Consider the following 25,026-nt stretch of genomic DNA (forward strand, 5'->3'; position numbering starts at 1 on the left):
CCGGAGCGGGCGCAGGACGCGGCCCGGCGTCCTGCCCGCCGGGGCCGGAGCGATCGTCCTGACCGACCGTGAGCTTAGGTGCCGAGAACGCGTCCTGGGCCGTCCTGATGCCACCCATCAGGCACGCTTAAGGAACTGCTCAGGTTCGCGACCGCAAGCTCTTCACCAGGGGTTCTCCGGCCGTCCGCGGCCCCTGCCCGAGGACTCACAACCGGGTCTCGCGCACGCTGGCCCGCGCCGTAGGCACGACGGTCGCCGTGATCTGCGAGCGGTGTTCGTCGCTGGTGAAGACGACCACCAGCGTGCCGGGATCGCTCTGACCGGTGCTCGTGCGGAAACCCGGATCGGGAACGGCCGAGACGAAGCACACGCTGTCGCGGCCGTACTGGACGGTGACCTTGCCCCCTTCGGAGGGAACCGTGTGCAGCCCGGGGCCGCCGCTGCACTTCGAGGCCGACGGCCGGGGCGTGGACGTGACGGGCGCCCGCGTGGCCGAGGGCGACGGCGAGGGCGTACGGGTGGTCGGCGGCGGTGACGAGGGGGACGCGGTCGTTGGGGTGGGCGCCTTCGGCGTGGTCGCGACGGACGAGGCCGGCACCCCGACGAGGACGGACGGGGAGGGGTAGACCGCCTGGACCGACCGCGCGGCGGGTGGGGTCGGTCGGGTCAGGCCGATGACGAAGTACACCGTGAGCATCACCGCGGTGACGCTGGCCGCGGTGCACGACAGCCATATGAGGAGATAGCGCAGGAGGCGTGGCACCGCATCAGTGTGGCCGACGCCCACCGCACCACCCACCCCACCCTCGCTCACGGAGAGGTGTACGTGTCCCGTACGGGCCGACGCGATCGGCGGCCCGACCCGGCGACCGCCCCGGGCCGGTCCCGAACCTGAGCTCTGGCTTAGGTCCTCCTGAGCGCATCCCTCAGACGGCGTTTTCGCAGCCTCGGCACGCCTACGCTCCCGTCTCGGCGCCGGCGGACCCTCTCCGCCGCACGAAACCCGCCCGACCCGACGCGGACCTGGGCCGGCCCCGCCACCGCACCCGTACACCCCCTGGAGGAAGCCGAGATGAGTCCCCGAGCCGCCCACGGACGTCGCACACACCGCGCCCCACGTCGCCCGCGCGTCACAGCGGCCGCGGCGGGCCTCAGTATCCTGGCCGTCGCCGCCGCCTGCCTTGCAGGCACCGAACTCGCCGGCTCCGCGCACGAAAAGGCCGAATCCGTCGCCATGGGAGGCGACTCGCCTGACCCGACGCCGACCACCAGGCCCCCGACCACCGCATCGCCGACCACCAGGCCGCCGACCACCGCATCGCCGACCGCACCGACGTCCCCGTCAGCCGCCCCGCACACCCCGAAGACCCTCTCCACCACGCCGATGCCCCCCTCGGCCACCCCACCGCCCTCGGCCACCGCCAGGGCGGCTGGACCTTCCGCGTCCCAGGGCGCGCGGAAGCCCAGGCCCGCGCCCCCGGCCACCGCGAAGCCGCCGGCCACCGAGCCCGACAGCAGTACGCGCCCGGCAGGCGGCGGCGAGGCCGAGGAGGTCGTACGCCTCGTGAACGTCGAACGCGCAGCGGCGGGCTGCAAGGCCCTGACGGTCGACGCCGACCTCACCGAGGCGGCCCAGGACTACACCGACGCCATGGCCGCCACCGGCAACTTCTCCCACACGGGAACCGACGGCTCCCAGCCGCAGGACCGCATCGAGGCGGCCGGATACACCTGGTCACGGTCCGGCGAGAACATAGCCAAGGGACAGGCCGACGCGGCCGCCGTCATGGACGCCTGGATGCACAGCCCCGGCCACCGGGCCAACATCCTCAACTGCGGCTTCACCGAGATCGGCGTCGGCGTCAGCACCGACGGAGGCCCCTGGTGGACCCAGGACTTCGGCACTCCCTCCTGAGTCCTCCTCAGCGCGGCGCCACCAGCTTGATGCCCACCCCGCGCACGGTGCGCAGATAGCGCGGTGCCGAGGCCCGTTCGCCGAGCTTGCGGCGCAGCGCCGACACGTGCACGTCGATGGTCTGGTCCTCGATGTAGGACTCCTGCCAGACCTCCGCGAGCAGCCGGTGCCGGGACACCACCGTGCCGGCGTGCCGGGCGAGAAAGGCCAGCAGGTCGAACTCCCGGCGCGTGAGGACCAGTTCACGCCCCGCCAGATAAGCCGAACGCGCCGGCGGATCCACGGTCAGCTCACCGACCGTCACCAGACTCGATGGATCGGCGGGTGGGGCCTGTCCGGCGGCCGCGGCGGGGACCGCGGTGCGCCGCAGTACCGCCGAGAGCCGGGCCAGGAGCTGCGCCCCGGAGAACGGCTTGACGAGGTAGTCGTCGGCGCCCGCGTTCAGGAGCTTGACGATCTCGCTCTCGTCGTCGCGGGCGGTCGCGACCACCACGGGCACGTTCGATATCCCGCGGATCATGCGGAGCGCGTCGCCGCCGTCGAGATCGGGCAGGCCGAGGTCCAGCACCACCGCGTCCAGCGAACCCTGCGCGACCTCGCGCAGCGCGCCGAACCCATCGCCCGTGCTGCGCACCGCATGGCCGTGCTCCGCCAGGATCTCCATCAGCGAGGCACGGATGCTGGGGTCGTCTTCGACCACGAGTACGCAGGGCATGGCCGACACCCTACAACCGGCCGTCCGCCATCCGGACAGCCCTCACCAGGGCCCGATTCCGGGCGGGGCCTTCCGGATCACGGGTGATCCCGTCGCTCGCTTCGGCGGACAGGAAGACGAGCCCGTTCGGGAGCCGGTCGGCGACAGTCACACCAGTCGCCGGGCTGGGACCGGCATTGTGGAGGGGGTCTCGGCGCCGGCGACGAGGGCACGGTCGTATGCCGTGTCCGCAACCTCCCAGCGCTCAGCGAGGACAAGCGTGGTCGCCCTCGGCCCACCTCGCACTCAAGGAGCACCCACCCGTCATCAGGGAGCGGGGTCCGGGGAGAGGTGGATCCGGGCCGCTACCGGAAGGTGGTCGCTGGCCGTCGCGGGGAGGGTCCATGCCGAAGCGGCCCGGACGCCCCCCAGAAGGATCTGGTCGATCCGGACGGCCGGCAGGCGCGCTGGCCAGGTGAAGCCGAAGCCCGCGCCCGCCGCGGCCTGTGCGGAGACGAGACGGTCGGTGAGGGGCCGCAGTGCGCGGTCGTCGGTGGAGCCGTTGAGGTCGCCCATGACGACGACGCGCCGGACGGGCTCGGCCCGTACCTCCGCCGCCAGCAGGCCCAGGGCCTCGTCGCGCGCCCCGGCGGTGAATCCGGCAGGGCCCACGCGGACGGACGGCAGGTGGGCGACGTACACGGCCAGCCGCCCGCCGGGCGCGTCCACCGTGGCCCGCATCGCCCGCGTCCACGGCATGATCGGCACGGCCCGTGCGTCCCTCAGCGGATGGACGCTCCACAGGCCCACCGTGCCTTGGTAGAAGTGGTACGGGTAGGCCTCCGCCAGGGCCTGCTCGTATGCGGGCGCCGTGGCCGGGCTCAGTTCCTCCAGCGCCAGTACGTCCGCTCCGGCGGCGAGCAGGCTCCGCACGGTTCCCCCCGGGTCGGGGTTGGCCTGGTTGACGTTGTGGCTGACCAGCGTGAGGTCCCCGCTGGGGGACGTCTTGTCGGCGAGGGCTCCGCCGAAGACCGTCAGCCAGGCCACCGCCGGCACCACCAGGGCCACCGCCGCCGCCACCGGCGCCCGCCGCAGCAGGGCTGCGGCCACCAGCACGGGCACGGCCAGCGCGCTCCAGGGCATGAGGGTCTCGGCCAGACTGCTCAGCCGTCCGGGCAGCCTGGGGAGCAGCCCGTGGCCCGCGACGCTCACCGCGACAAGGACGGAGCAGCCCGTGACCGCCGCCCCGGGGCGCCGCCACCACCGGAGGCGCGACCCGGCGTCCGCCGCGTGGTCCGAGGGCCCGGGGGCGCGGCCCGGGCCGACAGCTGTGCCGTCCGCCCCGGTGGAGGGAATGGTCTGTGCCGCCGTGCCGTCCGGCGCCGAGGCGAGGTCCGGGCGTGTCGTCGCCGTCATCGTTCCCCGCCCTCCGTTCCGGCGGCGGCCAGCCGGTCGCGGACGGAGGTGAGCAGGCCGCGGCTGGCGTCGACGGCGGCCCGGAGCCCCTCGGCGGGCGTCGTGTTCGCCCGCTGGTGCAGGACGGCGCCCACCAGCAGCCGGGGCGTACCGCCGACGCGCACCTCGCAGGCCCACAGGAGGTTCCCGCCCGCCAGGGTGCTGGAGCCGGTCTTCACGCCGAGGACGCCCGGGGTGTCCAGCAGGGGATTGGTGTTGGTGATCGTCCCGAGGCCGGGGACGATGGTCTCGCGGGTGGCCACGACCGCCCGGAAGACCGGGTCCTCCATCGCGGCCCGCGTCAGCCGCAGCTGGTCGGCCGCGGTGCTCGTGGTCGTCGGCTCGATGCCGCTCGACCCCGTGTAGACAGTGTCCTCCATGCCGAGCCGTCCGGCGGCGCGCCGCATCTTCGCCACGAAGGCTGCCTGGCTGCCGGAGTCCCAGCGGGCCAGCAGACGGGCGACGTTGTTTCCGGAGGGGATCAGGAGCAGTTCCAGGAGCCGGCGCTGGGAGTAGCGTTCGCCAGGCCGTACAGGGACGGTCGACTCGCCGCCGACCCCCGCCTCGTGCGCGGCCGTCCGATCCACTTCGATCAGGGGGCCTTCCTCGTCAGGCCGCAGCGGGTGCTCCTTGAGGATGACGTAGGCGGTCATCACCTTCGTCAGGCTCGCGATCGGTACAGGCCGCCGCCCGCCCCGCTCGCCCAGCGAACCGGTCCCTTCGAGCTCGACGGCGCTCTGGCCGTCGTGCGGCCACGGGAGCGGGCCGATGTCGGAAACCGGCAGTCGCTCGTCACCCGGCACGGGAGGCGCGCCGGAAGGGGAGGCGACAGCGATGCCCAGCGCCGTCAACAGGGCCAGGGACACGGCACCGCCGACGAGGCGATGACGGGGGGTACGGGGAAGGGACACGGGCCGCCTCCAGGGGCTGCGGTACGGGATCGGTACGGCAGCAAGACTCCGGGGACGAGGTCTCCGTCCCACGGTCGGGAGAGCGCGGCCCGCGCTCGGGAACCCATCGGTCGTGTATCAACGGGGCGGCGGCGAGTGGACGTGCGCCGGCCGTCGAGTTCGACATATCGGTGGGCGGGACCCCGGCCGGGCGACACGGAAGGAGTGCGCGTCGCGCTGGGCGGCCGTCCAGGCGAAGGTGAGCGATACGGCGGGCCCCTCGTCGGCGGACGGGCCGTCCCCGGACGGCGGAGCCTCCCCACCGGCGGGCCGTCCGGGGTGCGGGGACGTACGCCGACAGGTCGCCGTCCCGGGACGGCGAGGGTCGTGCCTCGACGGGCAGGCCGCCCCGGCCGGCCGGGCCACCCACAGGCGGTCCGTCCCAGGGACGGGGTCACGCCTCGGACGGTGGCCCGTCCTGCGGCAGGCTCAGGGTCGCGACCGCCCCTCCGTCCGGGGCGTTGGCGAAGTCCAGGATCGCCCCGATCACCCTCGCCTGGCCGGACGCGATCGTCAGGCCCAGGCCGTGCCCGTGCCCCCGCTCGGCCGTCCCCGTACGGAACCGCTGGGGGCCGTGGGACAGCAGGTCGGCCGGGAAGCCGGGGCCGTGGTCCCGAACGGTCACCGTCCGGCCGGCGACGGCGACTTCCACCGGGCCCGCGCCGTGCCGGTGGGCGTTGACGACCAGGTTGGAGACGATGCGGTCCAGACGCCGGGGGTCCGACTCGACCACCGCCGCCTCCCGTTCGGTCACCCGCGCCGCGAGGCCCGTCCGCGCCACCGAGTCCCGGACGAGGGCGGCCAGGTCGACCGGTCCCGGCTGGGACGTCTCGGCGCCCGCATCGAGCCGGGAGATCTCGAGGAGATCCTCCACAAGGTCGCGCAGCACCCGCACCCGGCTCTGGACCATGTCCGTCACCTCGCCCTCGGGCAGTAGTTCCGCCGAGGTGACCAGGCCCATCAGCGGGGTGCGCAGCTCGTGTGCGACGTCGGCGGTGAAGCGCTGCTCGGTGTCGATCCGCCGCTGGAGGCTGTCGGCCATCGAGTCGACCACGGCCGAGATCTCGGCGACCTCGTCGCCCCCGCGAACCGTCCCCGTCCGGGCGTCGAGGTCGCCCGCCGTGATGCGGCGGGCCGTGCGGGCCACCCGACGCAGCCGCCGGGCGGGGAGTTCGGTCGCCAGGGCCGTTGCCGGGACGACGATGCCCAGGGTGAGCAGTGAGTACTTCCACATGTGACGGTCCAGGGCCTGCCGGGTCAGCAGGTCGGCGGTCATGTCGACCTCGACCGCGTACAGCTTCCCGCCCTCCTGCCGGGCCGCCCAGAAGACGGGGGCCGGGGGCCCGTTCTCGTAGAGTGAGGCCTCGCCGCCGTGCTCGACCTGCCGCAGCAGGGCCTCGGGCAGCTCCCCGGGAGAGACCCGGGGCCCGTCCTCACCTGCGGCCGTGGCGTCCTCCAAAGCCGTCGCCAGGGCCGCGCGGGCCTTGCCCGCGCCCTCGTTCATGGACCGCCGCAGCACCGAGTCGTGCACCAGCACGCCGACCGTCAGCGCCATCGAGGTACAGGCCAGCGCCACCAGGAGGACGATCTTCCAGCGCAGCGAGCGGGAGTGCGGCACCAAGCCCGTGACCGCCCGGGGACCCCCGCTCACCGCTTCCACTTGTAGCCGAAGCCCCGGACAGTCTCGACGCGCTCGGCGCCGATCTTCTTACGAAGTCGCTGCACGCACAGGTCGACGACCCGGGTGTCGCCGTCCCAGCCGTAGTCCCACACGTCGCGCAGCAGGGTCTGACGGTCCAGCACGATCCCGGGGTGCGCAGCGAATTCGAGCAGCAGCCGCAGCTCGGTCGGGGCGAGCGCGATCCTCTTGCCGCCCCTGCGGACCTCCAGGGCCGCGGGGTCGAGGGAGAGGTCGCCGAAGAGCAGGGGGCCGGACGGCTCCGCGGAGCCGGCCGGCTCGGGCGCCGGGGGTACGAAGGCGGCCCGGCGCAGCAGCGAACGGATCCGCGCCACCAGGACAGCGGTGTCGACGGGCTTCACCACGTAGTCGTCGGCCCCGGCCTCCAGGCCGGACACCACGTCGAGGGCGTCGCCGCGCGCCGACATCATCAGGATCGGGTCCGTGGCCGTCTCCCGGATGCGCCGACACAGCCCGATGCCGTCCAGGCCCGGCAGCATCACGTCGAGCAGCACCAAGTCGTGCCGCCCCTCCCGGAAGAGTTCGAGCCCGGTCAGTCCGTCGGCCGCGACGAGCACGCGGTAGCCGTAGCGCTCCAGGGTCATCGCGACGGACCGCCGGATCACCTCGTCGTCCTCGACGAGCAGGACCGTCACGGGCGCAGGCGCGGGCGCCGACACGGAATCAGACATGTACATCTCTCGGGCACGGGACGGGACAGGTCCTCCATCATGCCTCACCCTCACGCACCCCCGGCGGCGCCGGAGGGCTGTCGGCACGCCCCCGACCTGGGCTGATACACGCCTGATACGCCACCGCGCGGTGGCCGACACACATTCGAGCCGGTACGGACACGGAGGCGGCGCGCTTGACACCGGTGGCACGGCAGCCGCTCCGGCGCCCACCATCGCCGGACGAGCTACGGGGGTTGCGAGGAGGACGGCGGCAAGTGCGGGGATGCCGGTCAAGAAGAGGGAGGAAGGTCATGTCGTGGCCCCCGCCGCGGGGGCGTCGGCGTGGACGGGTACGGAGACCTGTCACACGTGCCGCGTTCAGGAGGTGTGCAACGGCTCTGGACCGGTTCGTCAGCCTGAGGTGTCGCCCGCGCTGGGGCCACCACTCAAGAACGGCGAGGAAGGCAGAGTCACAGAAGGTCACCCGTGCCGTGTCCAGGACAAGACCGGTGTAGCCGCTATTGGCCGCGGAGGCCAGCAGCGCCCTCAGCGGGCTGATGCTGTGGTGGTCGATCTCTCCGGTGAGGTGGATGACCAGCGGAGTAATTGTCAAGACTTGTGGATCAGTGAGGCACCGAAGAAGTGGGCCTTACCGAGTGACGAAACGCAGGCAGGGGCCGGTCGGGCACCGTCAGGATGTGCCTACGTTCGTGCCCTACCGACCTTCGTGGAAGGGCATGCTGGCCCACCTGCGCGGGAACTCCACGCGTCAAAGGTCACGTTCCTGCAGGTCAACGAACTCCGTCGGTTGTTCGGGACCCTGCGCCTCGTGGCCACCCGGCGTCACGGCATGCCCGCACCGTGATGCCCCGGCTGCACACTGCGGACGGGCTACGTCATCAACTCGATGTGCGGATGCTCGGGCTCGGCTGGGCAGACGAACAGGTGCTGCCGGTAGCCGCTACCTATCTGGACGCCGGTCGCGTTGTAGCCGCGGTGGCCGGGGTACGGTCCAGCGCCTGGGTGGGGGTGCGGTGACCAGCTGTTGGCGTCGTCGTCCCCTTCCTCGAACGTGGCGACGGTCATCAGAATCTCCATGCCGGTGCCGCACTCGGAGCAGTGCTGCGGGCTGGGGTCGGTAGAGCTCCAGCCAGCCCAGCCGCCCACCTTCCAGCCGGGCGCGTTGGACAGCACAAGGTCGTAGTACGTGTCCGGGGTCAGGTCTTCCTCTGCTGCCTGCGGCACACTCCACTGCTCGATCTGCTTCCGCAGTTCTTCGCTCAGCTCCAGATGGTCGGGGTACTCGGTGATCTGCTCCGGTTCGAGTACGCACGGATCCGGTAGATAGCCGTCGAACTGCACTGCGGGCGGCTCGGGGGGCGTGTCGAGGACGTCGGTGACGGCGGCTGCCGAACGCCAGAAGAGCAGGGTCCTGGGCATGATCGGATGATCGAAAGGGCACCACAGAACCTGCAGCAGGTCCTTGCCCTCCGGCGGGCTCAGATCGGGCACATCCCGTACGTACAGCTGCGCGACGGGCAGCATCGCTATGGGGCCCTCGTACGGCTGGACCGCCACCTTCACCGGATACGTTTGAGGGGGCCGGATCCGCGCCAGAGTCTCCCGCTCCTCCGGAGTCATTTCCCGGCCGTGGGAGGCGGCGAAGATCCGTCGTTCCAGCCGCAGATCCGCCGGGGACCGGGCTGGGTTGATGCCGTCCACCACATGCGGTTCCTCGCAGTGCGGCCACGGCTCCTCGGCGGGCCACAGCAGCGGCCCGCCGATCGAGCTGTCGTGCCACGTCGGCGCCCCGGGGCGGGGGTGCAGGCGGGTCGCCGTGCGGGCCAGCGGAGCCAGTTGGGGAAAGACCGCGACAACGTCGATCGGCCGTGGCGGAGTGACAGGAGTGACATTCATGGCCGCAATCTTGCCAATGACCTCTGACAACGGCCCTCGTGGCCGCCCCACGACGAGCTCGGGATCCCACATACGTGACCGAAGCCATCACCGCAGGTCAGCACATTTCGTCGGTGGCCCTCAGTTGAGGTGGATCACGCTGCGAGGGTCTCATCTCGTTCGACGAGGAGGCCGTTCTCGAAGCGGGCGCCGGCTCGAACGAGGGCGACGAGGTGCGGTGCGGTGACCGCTCGCCAGCGGGCCTGGGCGGACTCAACGAGTTTGAAGACCATCGCGAGGGCCGCGGCCGGGCTGCCGGCGCCGCGGGTGACCTTGGTCCGAAGCTTCACAGTGGAGAAGGTCGACTCGATCGGATTCGTTGTCCTGAGATGGACCCAGTGCTCGGCGGGGAAGTCGTAGAACGCCAGCAGCTCGTCGACCTCGCCGGTGATCTTCTTGACAGCCTTGGGGAACTTCGCTCCGTACGCCTTCTCGAACGCGGAGACCGCCTTCTCCGCGTGCGCACGGTCCTCGGCGTTGTAGATCTCCTGCAGAGCCCTCTTCGCGCCGGGCTGCGCGGACTTCGGCAGCGCGTTCGAGACGTTCCTTGTTTTGTGAACCCAACACCTCTGATGCCTGGCCTGCGGAAACACCTCCGACAGCGCCCTCCACAGGCCCATAGCACCGTCGCCGACCACGAGCATCGGGTCGCGCATCCCGCGCCGCCGACAGTCGCGCAGCAGGTCCTCCCAGGACTCGGTGGACTCAAGCAGACCCTCGGTGATCGCGATAAGTTCCTTGGTGCCGTCGACGCGGACGCCCATCAGGACCAGGAGGCAGGAGTGCGTCTGGGACAAGCGGATCTTGGGATGGACGCCGTCGGCCCAGACATAGACGTAGTCGGATCCGGCCAGGTCACGGCGCTGGAACTCGGCGTGGTCGACGGTCCACTGCTGCGTCAGCCGGGTCACCGTGGCCGGCGACAGCCCGGCCGAGGAGCCCAGGAACTGTTCCATCGCGGGCACGAAGTCGCCCGACGACAGGCCGTGGAGATAGAGCAGCGGCAGCACCTCGCTGATCTTCGGGGACTTCCTGCACCACGGCGCCAGGATCTTCGAGGAGAACCGCTGCCGTTCACCCGTCGTCTCGTCGACCCGCTTGTCGTTCACCCGTGGGGCGGCCACCTCGACCGGCCCAGCAGCCGTGGTCACGGTCCGCGGCCGGTGCCGGCCGTTGCGGACCACCAGTCGGCGACCTGCCTCTTCACGCTGCCCGGCGAGCTCGGCTATGTACTGGTCCACCTCCGCCTCCAGGGCGGCGGCCAGCATCCGCCGAGCACCCTCGCGGACGATCTCGTCGATCAGGGAACCGGCCTCGGTGGTGCCTTCTTCGTTGACCACTCTGAGCACGGGCGTGCCTTCCCGACCCGCGTTCGTAGCGCGGGCCTACTCGGTGACTTGACGATCACTCGCTCGGGAAGGTACGCCCTTCGCGTGTCCTCCAAAGGAGCTGATCCACAAGTCCTGAGCATTGCTCTGACCAGGCGTGGTGCCGAGGCTGGTGCAGGACTCGATGCCTATGACGTAGGGCGCGGTGTCCGCGCCCGAGTCGTGCACGACAGAAGAATCCGGGATGTTCAGGGGAGCGGGCTTTATCGGGGCGGTGCTTGTAGTACTCACATCCCCATCAACACCGCCCGCCGTGGTCCGGGTAGCGAGCCACGTGGCTGTTTCACCCCATGTGACCAGCAACAATCCCCGCCAGAGGGAATGTATCCACCCGGATGAGGGCGACCGCGCCGAGCTTCCCGACCAGAGGAGAGTCAGCCCTGAGCCAGGTACTTCGTCCCGGACAGTGGGCGAACGGAGCCTGGTCGGGCAAGGCAAGGAGCAGTGAGTACTGGTCAGGTCACCAAACTTGTCCGGCCAATCATGGCCGATGCAGGAATTGCGCAGCTTCTGATGCCCGGCTCTAGGTGGTGTACCCAGCCGGTCAGGTCATCTCTCTTGTGACGAGATGGCGTAGGGGACATGCGAGTGGATGTCCCTTGGTGTTGCAACTGTCTTAACCTCCGCGTCGTCGTCCTCTGCAGTTCCACGACGACTGCGGAGGCACTCATGACTGGGTTTCAGGCGATCGAAAACACTCCGGCCGCGCTGTTGGATCTCGACCCGTACCGCTTCCCTGCCGCGTACATCGACGACTGGCGCGAGGAAACGTCCACGGCCGGCGGCACCATGGCGTTCGGCGACCACCCGCTGTCGGCGCCTGTGCCCACGCGCAGCCTGTCCATTCGTCTGGAGCCGGCCGACCGCCGCCGGCTGGAGCTGCACGCCGCCCTCACCACGGCGGGTATCGCGCCCCTTCCGGGCGACCTCGACGCCATCGAGGCCCTCTGCACGCTGGACGACACCACCCACATCGCGCTCCGGCGGTGGCTCAGCGGGATTGGCAACGTCTGACAGATCACAAGAATCGGCCGGTTGAATACGCCAGGCCCCGCCTCCCTGCCCATACCGCTGTTGATCCGGGATAGTCGGCCACTTCGTCAGCTGATCCCGGAAACGAGGTAGCAGATGAATTCTTCTTTGTGGTCGGCTCGGTGGCTGGCTTCCGCTGGTGATGACCCCACCGCGTGTCTGCGTGAATGGAGACTGAGCGAACAGAGCGTGGTGCTCCTTCCGGCGGGGAGACTCTGGGACGCCCTGGCGGTCCCGGAGACACTGGGACACAGCCTCCTGAACTCTGTCGCACGCTCCGGACACCCAAGAACCGGCCCAGTGCTCCGCAACACCATGCGCCAGGAACTTGTGTTCCTGATGACTCCAGGCAGCCCCGCCACGAGGCTGGAGCGCGCTGCTCGGCATCTGACGACCGGAACCTGGCTGGCCGTGCCTGCCCCCGGCCGGAGAGTGTCCGGGCTCTTCTGGCTCGTCCCGCCCGACGGAAGCGGAACGCTCTTCTCCCCACAGGATCTATATCCCGCACTCGCACCACGACGGTCAGCGAAATGAAGCAAGCAGCGAAGAAAGACCGCGGCCGCGCGTCTTCGAGGCCAGGGAGGCGTACGCGCCCGCGGACTTTGGGGACTCGGTTGACGGATGCTTTCCTCGGATACTTCGCCGCTCTCCTGCATCGCCTGGTCTGGGGCGCCCGCCATGACGTCTACCGATTCAGGGGCAGATTGCCTGAGACTTCAGAACCAGAGGACCGCGAGATGTGATCGATGAGGCGGGGAGGGAGCGGGGTGGCGCGGAGGCCGCGCCCACGAATGGAACGAGGCCTGAACGTCCCCTCAGGCCTCGTCCTGCGGACCGGGATCAAGCAGCGGGGACAGTTCCTGGCGAATGAGCCTCCGGCGTGTCCGACAGGACGTGAAGCCGCTGGGTAAGCCCGCTTTCATGATCGGTTCATTGGACTGAAAGCATCTGGCGGGTGGTTCCAGTCGGTTGCCGGGAGGCAACAGACGACCTCATCGCACCAGATGGGGTCGCTGGCGCTGGTCATGGATCGCAGGAAATCTCAGCCAACCATTCCGGGGTGTAGCACTCGGCGAACGACCACTTCTGGTCCGAGTAGTGATCGTCTGTGCTGTCGGTGTACACCTCAAGCCTGCCTTGCGGCGTCAAGCGGTAGTACTCGCGAATCGGGTCACCCTCCACGGTGGGATAGGCCACCTTCAGTTCCGCGCTCTCGCCGTTCTTGAGGGCTCGCTGGAGGCAGGCAATTTCCCGCGCCGCCTGTTTCTGCATCTCCTCACCCTGATCCAGGCTCACCTCGCCACAACGTGAAAACTCGGTTCTGGACTCCCAGCGTTCCTTGACTGGATCGTTCAGCATGCCGCAACCGGCAACCAGCAAGGATGTCAGCGTTACCGCGACGAGCCGCGCGCGAATCGAAACAGCCGCCACGCAGCGACGACGGGCCCTGCCTTGAGCTGTCACGACGCCCCCTTCCTGGCCGTCAGACGCAGCTTCGATGAAACCGGTTCCGTGCGCCCACGTCCTGGCGCTGACCGCTGCCGGCACCGTCAAATCTTGGGGCGCCAACGCCGGCGGGCAGCTCGGCGTGGACACCCCCGCCGCCCACCGCTCTCACGACAGCCCTGACCGCAGTACGAGGCGTTGCGGCACTGAGTTGCCAAGACGGGACACCTATCATGGGGACATGAGTTCGAACGCGGGTGCTGAGGCGCGACCGGAGCTTAGTGCGACGTTGAGTGGGAACGAGCTGGCCCGCTGGTACTGGACGCTGGCCGAGCTGACCGTGCTTGCCCGGGAGATCGGGGTGTCGCGGAGCGGTGGGAAGGTGGCGCTGACGCAGCGACTGCGGGCCGCATTGGACGGCGTCGCCCCGGCGGCCGCGCCGCCCCGGACGCGCAGCACCGGCCACCAGCTTGCCGCGCCGGTGAACGGCTCCACTGTGATTCCCGAGGGTCAGCGGTGCAGCCAGGTGCTGCGCGAGTACTTCCGCCGGGAGATCGGCCCGAGCTTCCACTTCGATGCGTACATGCGAGCGTTTGTTACCGAAAGTGCAGGGCGCACACTGGCCGACGCCATCGCCCACTGGCACGCCACCCGTCAGACTGCTGCCCAGCTTCAAGAGATTGGCGCGCAGTTCGAGCTCAACCGCTTCCTGCGTGACTGGCATGCCGAGCATCCGGCCGGCAGTCGCACCGAAGCGCTTGCCGCTTGGAGGGCTCACCGCGGCCGACCTCGTAGCCCGTCCGCGTGGTGACCGGGTCGTAGCGATGACTGGGTGCTGTGACGACGTTCGGGGCGTGTCGCGCCGGCCCCTCGCTGCTTCGCTGCCAACCGATCACCCAGCAGTCCTGGCTGCGCTGGGGCGCCGCTTGTCTCGTCCAGCGGGCAACAGGAGGCGGCGGGTGGACGTCTACTCGGTGGGCTCCTGTTCCACGGTTGGCTCGACGATGTCCGCAGTGAGACCGATGCCCGTGGAGATGGTTCGGTAGAGGTCTTCGAACGGCAGGAGCTCGGTCAGGAAAGTCCGCCACACGACGTCCCGCTCCCGGCCCAGGTACGCGGTCAGCCGGTACAAGTTGCACCCCGCCGGAGCCGTGGTCGATGTCCACGAGAAGGGGTTCTGGCGCTGGATCCAGCCCAGCCGGCCCCCGAGTCGGAGACGCTCGAAGACCCGTCCGGCTCGCCCTGGCCGAGGGGACACCGCTTCGCTGACCGTATCCGTGCCAACCATGCGACCGTGATGGCCGATGCCATCAGCGCGCCCCGCAATCTGCCGAGTGGGGAAAGCCGCAGCGCAGATCGGTGTCGGCGTGACACCGTCAAACGATGGCGGCAGCACTCCGACTGAAGCCAGGTGTCGCACCGGCCGCTCTTGGAGTGGGCAGGTACCGCCGGCCCGTGAGGGCGCGCCTGTGGCCTCCCGTGGGGAGCCGGGAGGCGGGCGCGGCCCGGCCTTCGCGGGCGACGCGGGGCCAGGCCGGCGGCCGCGCTTCGCAGGGGGTGAGCTGCGGGGGCCGCTGGGTGTTCACCCTGCCACCTGCCCATTGGCGTACGCCAGAGTCGTGCACGAATCAGCCTCTGGCATATGCGGTTCAGGTCAGCGACGTCCCGCGAGGTGCTGCCCGCCGAGGCTGCGGCCGGATCGGCGAGCTCTGCGACGGCGAACACCGGGCGCGCCTGAAGCTCCCGTGGGAGCCGATGTCGAGGCCGCTCGGCTGCACCTGTACAGACACCCTCCGATGCAACACCTTGCGCGGCCGTCCCGGCCGCGCCGGAGGCCGAGGCGGCCATCGCCACCCATGAGCGGGGCAGGCCGCAGGGCGAGATGCCCCGCGCGGAGGCGGTCCGCTTCGCGGCCCTCGTCGAGGGCGGCGCCTGGGTCGCTTCAGCGAGGCCGTCACCCGCCTCACAACGGCATCCGCCCGCTGCCGGAAGGCGGACCACACAGATGCCGCCGACATCCTCGACGCCCTGCGCCAGGACTTTCTGACGCGGCGGTAGGAAGGGAGCGCTGTCCCGTCCCCGGGACGGCAGGGGCCCAGCGGTACGACGGGCGTCGTCTGCCCGCCTGCCGGACGGCGGGGGTCCGCCCGGGGAACGGGCCCTGTCACCAACGGCAGCCCCGCCCTGAGGTGTCGCACGGCGGGGCGGACACTTCGACACGGGTGCGGCCCGGCTTTCAGCCGGGCAGCACCGGTCATAGGGCCGCGTCGCCGAGCAGTTGTGACGCGCGACGCTAGCTGAGCGTCTTCACAGCGGACGCGTCGTACGGCTTCAGCTCGTCGGTGCGCCCGGCGAGGACCTTCGCGGCCCATTCCGGGTCCTGGAGCAGCGCGCGGCCGACGGCGACCATGTCGAACTCGTCCCGCTCCAGGCGGTCGAGGAGCTCGTCGATGCCCTGGACCGGGGCGCCCTGGCCAGCGAAGGCGTGGATGAAGTCGCCGTCGAGGCCGACCGAGCCGACAGTGATGGTGGGCCTGCCGGTGAGCTTCTTGGTCCAGCCGGCCAGGTTGAGGTCCGAGTCGTCGAACTCGGCGATCCAGTGGCGGCGGGTGGAGGCGTGGAAGACGTCGACGCCGGCCGCGGCGAGCGGGGCGAGGATCGCCTCGAGCTCCTGCGGGGTCTCGGCGAGCCGCGCGTCGTAGGCGTCCTGCTTCCACTGTGAGTAGCGGAAGATCACCGGGAACTCGGGCGAGACGGACCGGCGGACCGCGGCCACGATCTCGGCCGCGAACTTCGTACGGGCCACGGGGTCGCCGCCGTAGGCGTCGGTACGGCGGTTCGTCCCCGCCCACAGGAACTGGTCCAGGAGGTAGCCGTGGGCGCCGTGCAGCTCGACGCCGTCGAAGCCGATCCGCTCGGCGGCCGCGGCGGCCTCGGCGAAGGCGCCGATGACGTCGTCCAGGTCGCTCTGGGTCATGGCCTTGCCCGCGCCCTCGGTGCCGTCCGTGCGGATGCCGGAGGGGCCCATCGCCGGTGCGTCGGGGTACGGCGCCTGGCCCTGCTCGCGCACCATGCCGATGTGCCACAGCTGCGGCACGATCGTGCCGCCGGCCGCGTGGACGTCCTCGGCGACCTTTGCCCAGCCAGCGAGCTGCTCCTCGCCGTGGAACCGCGGCACGCGGTCGCTCTGCCCGGCCGACTCGTGGCCGACGTAGGTCCCCTCGGTGACGATCAGGCCGACGCCGGCCGCGGCGCGTCGCGCGTAGTACGACCGTACGTCCTCGCCGGGGACGCCGCCGGGGGAGAACATGCGGGTCATAGGGGCCATCGCGATGCGGTTCGGGACGGTCAGGCCGTTCAGCGTGACAGGCCGGGACAGGATCTCGGCAGCGCGTGAGCTGGGGGACGCGGTGACGGTCACAGGGACGCTCCTCGTGGCAATTACTTGACAATCTTGATGCTTGAGAACTTCATGCAACGAGGGCGACGGTAGACGTCGATGTTTGAGATGGTCAAGTATCTCTGGGCTAGAGTGGCCGCCATGACAGAAGCTCCCCGCGTTGACACGGCCCAGCTCCTGGAGCTGCTCTCCGTGTCGCTCGGCGTCTACTACGGCGACTTCACCGTCGCGGCGGCGAGTGAGAACCTCACGGCGAGCCAGGGGAAGGCCCTGACCGTGCTGCGCCGGGGACCGGCCGCGATGCGTGCCCTGGCCGAGACCATGACCTGCGACGCCTCCAACATGACCGGGATCATCGACCGGCTGGAGAAGCGCGGCCTGGTACGCCGCGAAGCCGCCCCTGCCGACCGGCGCGTCAAGAACGTGATCCTCACGGCCGAGGGCGAGCGCGTCACCGACGCGATCCGCGCGAAGATGCACATCACCCAGGAGGGTTTGGCCGGGCTCGGCGCCGACGACCAGGGCGCCCTGTACGCCCTGCTGGAACGGGTCTTCCTCACCCCGCCCACCGCCTGACCCCCGCCCGGCGCACACCGGCGCGCCGACGCCCTCGCGGCCACGCCGCGCAGGCCGGGCTGCTGCGGTGATCACATACGCCGGCTCGGCCGCTGGTCGGTACCTCCCCCAGTCGCCCGGTCGGCCCGCCGGAGGGTGCCGGACTCCCGCGAGGCCTCCACAGTGGCCCCATGGAGCAGATCCCGGACGTGCTGTCCCGAGGAGGCGACCGGTTCACCGCCCCGGCGAACCTGCCCGCCCGCCAGGTCCACTCCACGACGCACGACGAGTCCGGCGACCGTGGCGAGAGGACGAACTGACGTGGCCGCATCCCCCAGCCCCGGCGGAGCCACCCCCGACGACCACGTCATCATCATCTCCGGCGCCACCGGCGACCTCGCCCGCCGCAAGCTCCTGCCCGGCCTGTACCACCTGGCCAGAGCCGGACTGCTCCCCGACCGCTACCGGATCGTCGGCTCGGCCCCCGCCGCGGTCGCCCTCAGCAGCGAAGCGTTCCGCGAACACGCGCGAGAGGCGGTCGCCGAGTTCGGCCTCGCCAAGCCCGAGGGCCCGCAGTGGCTGGAATTCGAGAGCCGACTCACCTTCGGCGCCGCCGACCCCGAGGACCCAGGCCCGCTCGTAGCCGCCGTCCAGGAGGCCGAACGGGAGATCGGCGGCACTCCCCGGCTCCTTCACCACCTTGCCGTACCCCCGCAGGCCTGCGCCTCGGTCGTGCAGCTGCTCGGTGCCTCCGGACTGGCCCGGAACGCCGGCGTGATCGTGGAGAAGCCGTTCGGCACGGACCTCGCCTCCGCCCGTGCCCTCAACGACGCCATCCACACCGTCTTCGACGAGTCCCGCGTCTTCCGCATCGACCACTTCCTGGGCAAGGAGTCCGTCGACAACATCCTCGCCCTGCGGTTCGCCAACGGACTCCTCGAACCGATCTGGAACCGCGACCACATCAGCCACGTGCAGATCGACGTCCCCGAGCACATCGACATCCAAGGCCGCGCCCACTTCTTCGAGGGCACCGGCACCTTCCGCGACATGATCGTCACGCACCTGTTCCAGCTCCTCGGGTTCATCGCCATGGAACCGCCGGCCACCCTGGACGCGAACTCGCTGCGCGCGGAGAAGGACAAGGTCTTCCAGAGCCTGCGCCCCGTCGACCCGGCCCGGGTGGTCCGAGGACAGTACGACGGCTACCGCGACGAGCCGGGAGTCGATCCGGCCTCGGACACCGAGACGCTCGCGGCCCTGCGCCTGGAGATCGACAACTGGCGCTGGGCAGGCGTCTCCTTCTACCTCCGCTCGGGCAAAGCCCTCGCCGCGAGCCGCCACGTCATCACCCTGGGCTTCCGCGAACCGCCCCTGCGGATGTTCCCGCTGGCCGCGCAGGAGTCCGCCGAAGGCCGTCACAACGAGCTCGTCATCGACTTCAACGACCCCGGAACCATCACCGCCCGCTTCCTCGCCAAGAAGCCCGGCCCCGACATGCGCCTGACTCCGGCGGACATGGTCTTCGACTACGCCGACTCCTTCAGCCGGGACCACGCCCTGGAGGGCTACGAGCGCCTCATCCTGGACGCCATGCTGGGCGACCAGTCCCTCTTCACCGACGCGACGGGCATCGAACGACTCTGGGAGGTGGCCGCGCCCCTCCTGGACTCCCCACCGCCGGTCGAACCGTACGCCAAGGGATCCTGGGGCCCCGACAGCCTGACGGAGCTCATCCGGCCCTACCGCTGGCACCTCCCCCGTAGCAGCTGACCCGGAATCCGCAGCCCGACCGCTTCGGCCGCTGCGGTCGTCACCGCCTCCGGCGCACGCGGAGCGGTCGACCGTCGCCGGCAGCGGGGGAGGAGCGGTCCTGCGCGCGGCCCACGAGCGAGCGTGCGAAGCCGTAGGCGACCGGAAGCCACGCGGCGACGGCGATCCACAGCAGTACGCGCCCCACCCCCTCCAGCCACCCGACCCCGGTGGCGGCCGACACCGAGAGGGACGCCACCGCCGTCATGCCCAGGGGGAAGACCGTCGCCCAGCGACGGACGTCGTAGCCGAGGCGCGGGCGCGCGACCTCGCCGCACAGCAGGACCGCGTACCAGGCCAGATCGAGAGCCACAAGGACGAGCGTGGCGACCCGCAGCGTCGTGGCCGCCCCGCCCGACCAGACTCCCGAGGCGAGGAGCTTCGATCCGGTCAGTGCGGAGATCGCCAAGGCCCCACCCGCGATCCACTGGTCACCCGCGCCCGTCAACACCTGGCGGACGTCGAAGCGGGCCAGTGCGTCGACGTACAACACGAGACCCAGCAGGAACAGGCAGAGGGCCACCCGGGCAAGCCAGTCGCCGACCTCCGGCGCGAGGACGGCACACAGGACGGCGAGCCCCTGGGTGGCCACACAGATCAGGAACACGGCGCCCGGTGCCCGCCGGGTCATGTGCCGGAGGACGGCGATCAGCATCACGGGCCACACCAGCACCGCGATCACCAGGAGCGACACGGCCACCGGAGTGAGGCCGAGGAGTTCGAACCGGACACCGAGCACCGTCGTGGCGGCGACCGCTGTGAGTGCCGGAGGGGTGTCGGCGATCGACTCCCAGCGGCGTCGGTCCTCAAGGATCACGGCGGAGAAGCCGAACGCGAGCAGCACCCAGAGTGCCGTGGCCAGGCACAACGCCACCACGGAGACCACCTCGAAGCCGGTCAGACTCAGACCGACCGACAGGATTCCGGTGGCCATGACCGCAGCACCGGTCACCGGCGGCCACGCGGCCCAGTGCCCGGCGTACCGGTGCCTCACCTGCTGGCGTTCGTGCATGGCCCCATCGCATCGCTGCTTCCGGCGGCCCGCCACTCGTCGGAGCGGGCGGGCGAGGGGGCGGAACCGGCACCCGTTCGGCTCTGCCGAGTGCCTCGGTGGCGCGTATCGGCGGTGCCGTGTCACTCGTGGACAGGAGGGAGCGGACGCTGGTTCCAGCCCGACACCACCGGCAGTCCGTGCTCCGTGGACAGCCTGCCGACCCGCGCTGTGGCGAGGAGGAACAGCCGGCCCTCGGAGGGCGGCAGGCCGAGGTAGCGGGCGGTCAGGACGCGCAGCAGATGCGCGTGCGCGACCAGCACGCCGTCCTCCTCGGAGGCGGCGAGAAGGGACGCGACGCGCCAGGACCCGGTCAGCGCGCCGCCCCACGTCCTCCGTGGTCTCGCCCGGCCGGCCGTCGGCGTACGGGGCCACGCCGTCCTCCCACAGGGACCAGTCGGGCCGGGTCTCGTGGATGTGGGCGGTGGTCAGCCCCTCGTACCCGCCGTAGTCCCACTCGTGCAGGTCCTCGTCGACCACCGTGTCCCGCAGCCCGGCCAGGTCCGCCGTGTGTCGGGCGCGCTGCAGGGGACTGGTGAGCACGAAGGAAGTGGGGCGGCCCTCGAAGAACGGGGCGAGTGTACGGGCCTCCGCCTCGCCTTCCGGCGTGAGCGGCAGATCGGTAAGGCCGGTGTGGCGTCCAGTGGCGCTCCACTCCGTCTCGCCATGGCGGATCAGGATGAGGTCACTCATGGCGGCGGTGCTCCGTTCGTCGGCATGACGGCGCGGGCCTCTGCCGCCGTGGGGCGGCCGGGAGACAGGTCCCGCACTCCAGCATGGGGCCCTCGGCGCCGGTCACGCACCGTGAGAACGCTGCACGGGTGCGACGCCGGAAGCGGGGGCGACAGCGCGGTGCACGGAGGTAGCGGGTCGGGTCAGCGGCGCAGCGCGGTGCGCAGCGTCAGGCCGTGGTGGCGCCGCAGCCGGGACAGCTCCCACCACGACAGCGCCGTCACCGTGACGGGCACGCCGAGGATGAAGAGCCTCCGGACCCCCGGCGGAGCCTGGTCGTAGGCGCCGGTGGTCACATCCAGGAGGGCCATCTCCCACACCAGGACGCAGGCGAGGATCGGTGGCAGCACCTCGTGGATGTCGGCGGTGCGGAACACGCGCACCCACGACAGTCCGATGCCGTAGAGGCGAAGCCGATGGACCACACGAACAGGGCGATGACGACGACCCGCCCGGGGAGCCCCACGGCGTCCCTGAACCCCGCCGACTCCGGTGCCATGGCGAGGGCGGAGGTGCCCATGGATGCCATGATGGCCAGGACCGAGCCGAGGGGCCGCAGGGCCCGGGGCAGGTAGACCCGGCGGAGGCCGTCCCGTGCGGCTGCCAGAAGGCGCCCACCACCACGGGGAAGGTGCACACGAGAACCAGCACGCTGGTCCAGCTCTGGTCGTCGTCCGCCACGCCCTGGACGTCGTCGGCGGTCGCGACGGCCTTGTAGCTGAGCATCAGGCCCAACCAGGCCAGGTGCCCCAGCCCGGTCCGCCAGTACGGGAGCTTGCGGACCTCCCGGTCGTCGACGAGCCCGGGACGCGAGGGACGGAAGGTCCGCTGGGCGGCGGACAGGAGGTTGCAGAGGCCGGTGAGCGTCCGCGCGGACGCCCTGATGCGCCTCGGGCTCCATCCCCCGACCAGCCGACCCCGGTTCCGGGCGACCCGCGGCCGCCCGACTGGTGGGGGCCGTGGGCGCGATGAGTTCGGACTGCGCACACCCGGCCACGAGTACAGCCTCGACGGACGGTTCTTCGCCTACGAGCAGGTGTCCAGCGTCGCGCAGCTCTACGACCGGTGCACCGGCATGGTCCGCGACACCCAGCAGCTCATGCTCACCAAGGGCCTGTCCGCGTACGTCTACACCGAGATCACCGACGTCGAGGGCGAGTACAACGGCCTGTTCAGCTACGACCGCAGGGTCTAGAAGGTCGACACCGCCCGACTCCGGGCCGCGCACGGCGCGCTCATCGCTGCCTCCCGCAACCTCAACGCCACGCCGGGCCTCAGTCTCGGCCACATCCGCTCCTTCCGGGTCACCACCCCCGGCTACACCGATCGCTACCTCCGCCACTCCGACTGCCTGGCCCGGACCGACGTGCTGACCGCGGCCTCCGCCGACGGCGCCCGCCAGGACGCCTCGTTCCGCACCGTCACCGGGCTCGCCGACCCTCGCTGCCACTCCTTCGAGTCGGCGAGCCCCCCGGCCGCTACCTGCGCCACTCCGGTGGCCGCGTACGCCTCGACGGCGACACCGGCGGCACGTTCCGCGGCCGACGCCACCTGGTGCGCCCGCACCGGAATCGCGGCTGGGGGCACCTCGTACGAGTCACTGAACTTCCCCGGCTCCTATCTGCGCCACAACGCCGCGGCGTGTACCTCGCCCGAAGCGGTGGCCCGAACGCCTGGGACGCGGCGTCCTCCTTCGCGGCGGACGCGACGTGGAGCACCGGCGACCCCGCCCTGTGGCGCAGCTCGGTGCTCCTCCCCACAGACGTGCGGCGCTCGCTGCGCGTCACCACCTGGGGGCACCCTGCTGAAGCAGGACGCCACCTTCACGCTGCGCCGCGGGCTCGCCGACTCCTCGTGCTACTCGTTCGAGTCGGTGAACTACCCCGGCCGGTACCTGCGTCACGCCGACAGCCGGGTCCGCACGGCGGCCGACGACGGCACGGCGCTCTTCCGCCAGGACGCCACCTTCCGTGCCCGCCCGGGCATCGGCGGGACCGGCGTCACCTTCGAGTCGCTGAACATACCTGGCTTCTACCTGCGCCATTTCGAGTCCCCGGCGTACATCGCCTCGGGCGCGGGAAGCGGGGGCTTCGACCGCCCCCAGACGCTCGGCGCCGTCAGCAGCTGGTCGGTCGGAGGCGCCCTGGGCGCCCTGATGGGAACCCCGTCCGGCCCGTGCGGGCCTGACGGGAAGCCGTACCGCGGGTCCTTCCGGGCGCCGGTGCCTGGAAGGACCCGTCCGGCGTCACGGACTCAGGCGGTGTGCAGCCGCAGGCCGTACCGGCCGAGGATCTCGTTGATCGGCTGGAACCACGTCTCGCCGCCGGAGGAGCAGTTGCCCCAGCCGCCGGAGGTGACGCCCTGGGCCTGGTCACCGCTGAGGAGCGAGCCGCCGGAGTCGCCGCCCTCGGCGCAGACGCTGGTCTTGGTCATCTGGTACACGGCGCCCTGGCTGTAGTTCACCGTCTCGTTCTTGGCCAGGACCGTGCCGCAGCGCCAGTGCGTGGTCGAGCCGGAGCGGCAGATCGAGGAGCCCACCGGCGCCTCGGCCGACCCGCGGACGAGCTGGTCGGGGATGGTGCCCCAGCCGAGGACGACGGGCACGGTCCACCAGCCGCTGTGGATCGAGACGTACGCGTAGTCGTCGCCCGGGAACGAGGAGCCCTGGAAGGTGCCCATCGCGGAACCGTCCCAGCCGCGCACCGCCGCGCCTGCCCGGCCGCAGTGCCCGGCCGTCACGAAGCCCCCGTACACGGAGAAGCCGATCGAGCAGCGGACGTTGCCGGTGTAGTACGGGTCGCCGCCGACCGTGCCCGCCGCGTAGGTACGGGGCGCCTGCGCCGTCTCGGCGACGGTGACGGCGCCGCCGGCCCGGGCCCGGTCCACGAAGGACCGCACGGCGGGGGTCTGCCGCTCGGAGCGCACGACGTCGACCACGACGCTGTTGCTCCTCGGGTCGACGTGCCAGCCGGCCACTCCGGCGGGTGCGTTCAGCGTGTCCAGGCGGGCCTTGGCGCGGTCCAGTGCCGCCGCGCTGTGCCGGACCAGCCGGGTGTCGGCGCCCAGTGCCCGGACCTCGGCCTCCTCGGTGCGGTCGGTCACGGCGACGACGAGCCGCCCGGTCGCCGCGTCGAACCAGGAACCGCCGTAGGCGGCGCCCGCGCTCCGGCGGGCGGCCTTCTCCACCTCGACGGCGGCCTTCTCGGCGCTGAGCCGCTCCTCGGCCTCGGCCGCCGTGAGCCCGAGGTCCCGGCTCATGGCGTCGAGGAGGCTGGCCGAGGCGGATGGCGCCGCCGCGGGCTCCGGGAGCGGGGCCGCGCCGGCCTGGGCGGCGCCCAGACCGACCGTCAGGAGCACGGCGGCGATGGCGGCGCGCAGGGGGGTGGTGCGTTTCACGGGACCTCCTGGTGTGGGGGGTTGGCCATCTTGAGAGCGCTCTCAGTGAGCGTCGCCGCCACGCTAACCGCCCACGCTTGTCAGGTCCATACCAGGTTTCGGCCGTCGCGACGGCAGCCCCGGAGCACCGCCCCCGGGCATGGCGAAGTCCCGGACCGCGGGCCCGTGCCCGCGGTCCGGGGATCCCAGGGCCGCCGCGGTGCTCCCGCGCGGCCCCGCGGACGTCGCCCTACGGCTTCTCGGCTGCGTGCAGCGCGGCCACCTCCTCGGAGGAAAGCGCCTTGTCGAAGGCGTGCACCCCGTCGGCCGAGCCCTTCCAGAAGTCCACGTTCCCGCCGCCCCACTTGGCGCGGCCGACCGCGCACGGACCCGTGCTCACATCGGCCGGACCTGCGACCGCCGTGGAGGCGAGGACGCCGTCGACGTACAGCCGGATCTCGTTCCTCTCGGCGTCCCTGATGTCCACCAGGTGGTACCAGCGCCCCAGTTCGGGAGTCGTGACGTAGTGGGCGCGGTTGCCGCCCGAGGTGCTGAAGGCGAAGGCGCCCTGGCCGTACTGGAGGTAGAAGGGGTTCTCCTGGCGTCGGCCGTCCTGGCTCACCACGGTCGCGTAGCTGCCCGGCAGGGAGTCCAGCGTCGCCCACGCCGACACGGAGTAGCTCGTCGTGGTGTCGATGACGGGCCCGTCCGCCTGGGCGAAGTGGCCCTGGCCGTCGAATTTCAGCGCACTTCCGCCGAACCCGGCGCTCCAGCCCGTTCCCTCGTTGAGCGTGAGCGTCCGTCCGCTCGGTCCCGAGTCACGGGCGGTCGTGCCCGCGCCTGTTCCTGACCGGGACGAGCCGGAGCCGGACAGGAAGAGGCAGTTCACAGACCTTGTGCCAGAGCCCCTAGA

The 25,026-nt window shown here is 71.2% G+C and carries 23 protein-coding genes and 3 pseudogenes; 8 read left to right on the top strand and 18 right to left on the bottom strand.

What is annotated here, in order from left to right; all coding sequences use genetic code 11:
• Nucleotides 1-205: 205 nt before the first annotated feature.
• Complete coding sequence (locus SGA01_RS42010) at nt 206-763, bottom strand: hypothetical protein (protein ID WP_229918364.1); 558 nt, start codon at nt 761-763, stop codon at nt 206-208.
• A gap of 801 nt (nt 764-1,564) precedes the next feature.
• Here SGA01_RS42010 and SGA01_RS14440 point away from each other — a divergent pair.
• A complete protein-coding gene (locus tag SGA01_RS14440; RefSeq protein ID WP_141296904.1) occupies nt 1,565-1,915 on the top strand; it encodes a CAP domain-containing protein in 351 nt (116 codons plus the stop codon).
• Between the two features lie 7 nt (nt 1,916-1,922).
• On the opposite strand, the gene SGA01_RS14445 is transcribed toward SGA01_RS14440, so the two are convergent.
• The 9 genes from SGA01_RS14445 to SGA01_RS14485 form a co-directional block, all read right to left on the bottom strand.
• Entirely contained in the window at nt 1,923-2,630 is a 708-nt protein-coding gene (locus SGA01_RS14445; protein WP_141296905.1) for a response regulator transcription factor, read from the bottom strand.
• 10 nt (nt 2,631-2,640) lie between these two features.
• The gene (locus SGA01_RS14450) at nt 2,641-2,871 is read right to left on the bottom strand and encodes a DUF11 domain-containing protein (RefSeq protein WP_141296949.1); all 231 of its coding nucleotides are present in this window, start codon (nt 2,869-2,871) and stop codon (nt 2,641-2,643) included.
• A 65-nt stretch (nt 2,872-2,936) separates the two neighbouring features.
• A complete protein-coding gene (locus SGA01_RS14455) occupies nt 2,937-4,025 on the bottom strand; it encodes an endonuclease/exonuclease/phosphatase family protein (protein ID WP_141296906.1) in 1,089 nt (362 codons plus the stop codon).
• Nucleotides 4,022-4,975, bottom strand: a complete 954-nt coding sequence (locus SGA01_RS14460; protein ID WP_141296907.1) for a D-alanyl-D-alanine carboxypeptidase family protein — start codon at nt 4,973-4,975, stop codon at nt 4,022-4,024. The genes SGA01_RS14455 and SGA01_RS14460 overlap by 4 nt, the downstream gene beginning before the upstream one ends.
• Before the next feature lie 433 nt (nt 4,976-5,408).
• A complete protein-coding gene (locus SGA01_RS14465) occupies nt 5,409-6,665 on the bottom strand; it encodes an ATP-binding protein (protein ID WP_229918362.1) in 1,257 nt (418 codons plus the stop codon).
• The gene (gene cseB / locus SGA01_RS14470; protein WP_371866036.1) at nt 6,662-7,384 is read right to left on the bottom strand and encodes a two-component system response regulator CseB; all 723 of its coding nucleotides are present in this window, start codon (nt 7,382-7,384) and stop codon (nt 6,662-6,664) included. Before cseB ends, SGA01_RS14465 begins: the two co-directional genes overlap by 4 nt.
• A gap of 37 nt (nt 7,385-7,421) precedes the next feature.
• Nucleotides 7,422-7,979, bottom strand: a complete 558-nt coding sequence (locus SGA01_RS42880; RefSeq protein WP_141296909.1) for an STAS domain-containing protein — start codon at nt 7,977-7,979, stop codon at nt 7,422-7,424.
• 278 nt (nt 7,980-8,257) lie between these two features.
• The gene (locus SGA01_RS14480; RefSeq protein WP_055646586.1) at nt 8,258-9,283 is read right to left on the bottom strand and encodes a hypothetical protein; all 1,026 of its coding nucleotides are present in this window, start codon (nt 9,281-9,283) and stop codon (nt 8,258-8,260) included.
• 134 nt (nt 9,284-9,417) lie between these two features.
• Nucleotides 9,418-10,671, bottom strand: coding sequence for an IS256 family transposase (locus SGA01_RS14485; protein WP_141296910.1), 1,254 nt, complete (start codon nt 10,669-10,671; stop codon nt 9,418-9,420).
• 708 nt (nt 10,672-11,379) lie between these two features.
• Between SGA01_RS14485 and SGA01_RS14490 the strand changes: the two genes are divergently transcribed.
• On the top strand, nt 11,380-11,724 hold the full coding sequence (locus tag SGA01_RS14490) for a hypothetical protein (RefSeq protein ID WP_141296911.1): 345 nt from the start codon (nt 11,380-11,382) through the stop codon (nt 11,722-11,724).
• A gap of 1,041 nt (nt 11,725-12,765) precedes the next feature.
• Here SGA01_RS14490 and SGA01_RS14495 read toward each other — a convergent pair.
• Entirely contained in the window at nt 12,766-13,290 is a 525-nt protein-coding gene (locus SGA01_RS14495; RefSeq protein WP_141296912.1) for a hypothetical protein, read from the bottom strand.
• Between the two features lie 139 nt (nt 13,291-13,429).
• Between SGA01_RS14495 and SGA01_RS14500 the strand changes: the two genes are divergently transcribed.
• Entirely contained in the window at nt 13,430-13,999 is a 570-nt protein-coding gene (locus SGA01_RS14500; RefSeq protein ID WP_141296913.1) for a DUF6434 domain-containing protein, read from the top strand.
• A 156-nt stretch (nt 14,000-14,155) separates the two neighbouring features.
• Here the strand turns inward: SGA01_RS14500 and SGA01_RS41050 are convergent, their stop codons facing one another.
• On the bottom strand, nt 14,156-14,320 hold the full coding sequence (locus SGA01_RS41050) for a hypothetical protein (protein WP_167534103.1): 165 nt from the start codon (nt 14,318-14,320) through the stop codon (nt 14,156-14,158).
• A gap of 1,161 nt (nt 14,321-15,481) precedes the next feature.
• Nucleotides 15,482-16,609: an NADH:flavin oxidoreductase gene (locus tag SGA01_RS14505; protein WP_055639318.1), complete on the bottom strand. Its 1,128-nt coding sequence runs from the start codon at nt 16,607-16,609 to the stop codon at nt 15,482-15,484.
• A gap of 120 nt (nt 16,610-16,729) precedes the next feature.
• Between SGA01_RS14505 and SGA01_RS14510 the strand changes: the two genes are divergently transcribed.
• The 3 genes from SGA01_RS14510 to zwf all read left to right on the top strand — a co-directional run bounded on the left by SGA01_RS14510 (nt 16,730) and on the right by zwf (nt 18,916).
• Nucleotides 16,730-17,164: a MarR family winged helix-turn-helix transcriptional regulator gene (locus SGA01_RS14510; RefSeq protein WP_141296914.1), complete on the top strand. Its 435-nt coding sequence runs from the start codon at nt 16,730-16,732 to the stop codon at nt 17,162-17,164.
• 170 nt (nt 17,165-17,334) lie between these two features.
• Entirely contained in the window at nt 17,335-17,463 is a 129-nt protein-coding gene (locus SGA01_RS42015) for a hypothetical protein (RefSeq protein ID WP_255325193.1), read from the top strand.
• A 1-nt stretch (nt 17,464) separates the two neighbouring features.
• A complete protein-coding gene (gene zwf, locus SGA01_RS14515; protein WP_229918361.1) occupies nt 17,465-18,916 on the top strand; it encodes a glucose-6-phosphate dehydrogenase in 1,452 nt (483 codons plus the stop codon).
• Between the two features lie 40 nt (nt 18,917-18,956).
• Here the strand turns inward: zwf and SGA01_RS14520 are convergent, their stop codons facing one another.
• The 3 genes and pseudogenes from SGA01_RS14520 to SGA01_RS14530 form a co-directional block, all read right to left on the bottom strand.
• Nucleotides 18,957-19,967 carry a tellurite resistance/C4-dicarboxylate transporter family protein gene (locus tag SGA01_RS14520; protein ID WP_141296915.1) on the bottom strand — a complete coding sequence of 337 codons (1,011 nt, stop codon included), beginning with the start codon at nt 19,965-19,967 and terminating at the stop codon, nt 18,957-18,959.
• A gap of 122 nt (nt 19,968-20,089) precedes the next feature.
• Nucleotides 20,090-20,699: pseudogene (locus SGA01_RS14525) on the bottom strand (histidine phosphatase family protein).
• A 182-nt stretch (nt 20,700-20,881) separates the two neighbouring features.
• Nucleotides 20,882-21,163 carry a hypothetical protein gene (locus SGA01_RS14530; RefSeq protein WP_141296916.1) on the bottom strand — a complete coding sequence of 94 codons (282 nt, stop codon included), beginning with the start codon at nt 21,161-21,163 and terminating at the stop codon, nt 20,882-20,884.
• A 434-nt stretch (nt 21,164-21,597) separates the two neighbouring features.
• Between SGA01_RS14530 and SGA01_RS14535 the strand changes: the two genes are divergently transcribed.
• Nucleotides 21,598-21,933 carry a hypothetical protein gene (locus SGA01_RS14535; protein WP_141296917.1) on the top strand — a complete coding sequence of 112 codons (336 nt, stop codon included), beginning with the start codon at nt 21,598-21,600 and terminating at the stop codon, nt 21,931-21,933.
• A gap of 156 nt (nt 21,934-22,089) precedes the next feature.
• A pseudogene (locus tag SGA01_RS42885) lies at nt 22,090-22,776 on the top strand (AbfB domain-containing protein); the annotation flags it as partial.
• A gap of 215 nt (nt 22,777-22,991) precedes the next feature.
• Here the strand turns inward: SGA01_RS42885 and SGA01_RS14545 are convergent.
• Both SGA01_RS14545 and SGA01_RS14550 read right to left on the bottom strand, forming a co-directional pair.
• Nucleotides 22,992-24,134, bottom strand: coding sequence for a S1 family peptidase (locus SGA01_RS14545; RefSeq protein WP_141296919.1), 1,143 nt, complete (start codon nt 24,132-24,134; stop codon nt 22,992-22,994).
• 229 nt (nt 24,135-24,363) lie between these two features.
• A pseudogene (locus tag SGA01_RS14550) lies at nt 24,364-24,987 on the bottom strand (LamG domain-containing protein); the annotation flags it as partial.
• Nucleotides 24,988-25,026: the final 39 nt, after the last annotated feature.

The organism is Streptomyces gardneri, assembly GCF_006539185.1.
Lineage (GTDB): Bacteria > Actinomycetota > Actinomycetes > Streptomycetales > Streptomycetaceae > Streptomyces > Streptomyces gardneri.